Here is a 2,276-nt window from a genome sequence, read left to right as displayed (position 1 = left end):
CTTGCCAAACGCGAAAGCCCTATCGGATCACAAAAGAAAAGATCACACCCCAGAGCAAGCCTGCCCTGAGTGCCAGAAGACCCTGCCAAACGCTCAAGCCCTGTCGGTTCACAAAAGTGAATATCACACCCCAGAGCAAACCTGCCCTGAGTGCCAGAAGACCCTGGCTAACGCGAAAGCTCTGTGGGTTCACAAAAAACGATATCACACTCCAGAGCAAACCTGTCCTGAGTGCCAGAAGACCCTGCCCAACGCGAAAGCCCTGTGGGATCACAAAAGAAAAGACCACACCTCAGAGCAAACCTGCCCTGAGTGCCAGAAGACCCTGCCAAATGCGAAAGCCCTGTCGTATCACAAAAGAAAAGACCACACTCCAGAGCAAACCTGCCTTGAGTGCCAGAAGACCTTGCCAAACGCGAAAGCCTTTTCGGATCACAGAAGGCAACACCGAAAACGAAAGCTTGATGATGCAAAGTCAAGTAATTGATATCTGCTTGTCACAGGCTCAGGGGGTGAAGGGCTAAACGTTTTTTACGACAGTCATCAGGTATAAAACATCGGCGTTTCAGTAAAATTTCAGCACGTTTACCATGGATGGGAGAATCCATGAACCACTATGATATGATTCCTTGCCCCTTATCCTCTCGTCTATCCTCACTGCTCCTATCCATAGAAAACAAAGGATAGAAACATTAAAAGTATACTCTTGCACGTATTGGTCGTTGTGCCATTCGTCTGCCCGGTTGAGTCACAGACCTACCGTTTTATCGTTGAGGTTAACCAGAACGGGGGTTCGGCAAGCCAGAGTTTTTCTATAAAAACTGAGCCGGGCACATTATCTGCGATGCCAATGAACGATGGGAGGCCGGTGCAAAACGAACCATCACACATTACCCGCACCAACGGATATTCAGGGTCAGGCTCACCGCCTGATGACAAACCCTGCAGGCGAAACAAATTTCAGATCATCACTTGTATGTACGGAACGGGCAGCGGGAACTATTCCCGGACAACGGGGCAAGAGGGTCATGGTCAGTCATTCAATGTACATTCAGAAAAATCTCATTATCTATACGACAACGAACATAATGATGAAAATTCGGGCCGACCCACCGACTCCCGACATAGCCTTGACGAAAATTGCTACCAACAGCCCTGTTGTCATCGACAAGGACGCTGTATCTTCGCTCCATTCACAACTATCTGGTGTCTTTCAACCTCAGATGACTCTTTCGCTTGCAGAACAGATGTCTATTTGCAAACAGGCGATCAGGAGTCTGGCCCGGTAAGCCATCCTGCTGATGGTCCGACAGTTGTCTCGGGTGCTGACAGTACAACCGGTCCATCATTAACATTAAATCCACCTCCTGCGAAAAAACAAAGGAAGGCAGGCTCCAAAAAATACCGATGTGATCACCCCGGCTGTGAAAAATCATTTAGCTCTCAAGCCTCATTGAGCACTCACAAAAGTCAATATCACACCGGAGAGCGAAACTGCCCTGAGTGCCAGAAGACTCTGCCAAACGCGAGAGACTTGTCGGATCACAAAAGTCAATATCACACAGGTGAGCAAACCTGCCCTGAGTGCCAGAAAACCCTGCCAAACACGAAAGCCCTGTGGGATCACAAAAGAAAAGACCACACCTCAGAGCAAACCTGCCCAGAGTGCCAGAAGACCCTGTCAAACGCGAAAGCCCTGTCGATTCACAAAAGTGAATATCACACCGGAGAGCGAACCTGCCCTGAGTGCCAGAAGACCCTGCCAAATGCGAAAGCCCTGTCGAATCACAAAAGAAAAGACCACACCTCAGAGCAAACCTGCCTTGAGTGCCAGAAGACCCTACCAAATGCTCTGGCCCTGTCGGTTCACAAAAGAAAGGATCACACATCAGGGCAAACCTGCCCTGGGTGCCAGAAGACCCTGCGCAACGCGAAAGCACTGTCGGATCACAAAAGTCAATATCACACCGGAGGGCAAACCTGCCCAGAGTGCCAGAAGACCCTGCCAAACGCTCAAGCCCTGTCGAATCACAAAAGAAAAGACCACACCCCGGAGCAAACCTGCCCTGAGTGCCAGAAGATCCTGCCAAATGCTCAAGCGCTGTCGAATCACAAAAGAAAAGACCACACCCCAGAGCAAACCTGCCCTGAGTGCCAGAAGACCCTGCCAAACACGGAAGCCCTGTGGGATCACAAAAGAAAAGACCACACCTCAGAGCAAACCTGCCCAGAGTGCCAGAAGACCCTGTCAAACGCGAAAGCCCTGTCGATTCACA

At 50.1% G+C, this 2,276-nt stretch carries 2 protein-coding genes; both read left to right on the top strand.

Translation table 11 applies throughout. The features are described 5' to 3' along the window. Nucleotides 1–487, top strand: a 487-nt coding sequence (locus tag KBW69_RS23255; protein ID WP_257282512.1) for a C2H2-type zinc finger protein, incomplete at its 5' end; no start/stop codon positions are given. Nucleotides 488–706: 219 nt separating this feature from the next. Continuing rightward, a partial coding sequence (locus KBW69_RS23250) for a C2H2-type zinc finger protein (protein ID WP_257282511.1) occupies nucleotides 707–2,276 on the top strand: 1,570 nt, incomplete at its 3' end.

It is taken from the genome of Endozoicomonas sp. ISHI1 (genome assembly GCF_024606225.1).
Taxonomy (GTDB): Bacteria; Pseudomonadota; Gammaproteobacteria; order Pseudomonadales; family Endozoicomonadaceae; genus Endozoicomonas_A.
The sequence above is the reverse complement of the archived record's forward strand: the minus strand, read 5'-3'. Positions and strand labels throughout refer to the sequence as shown.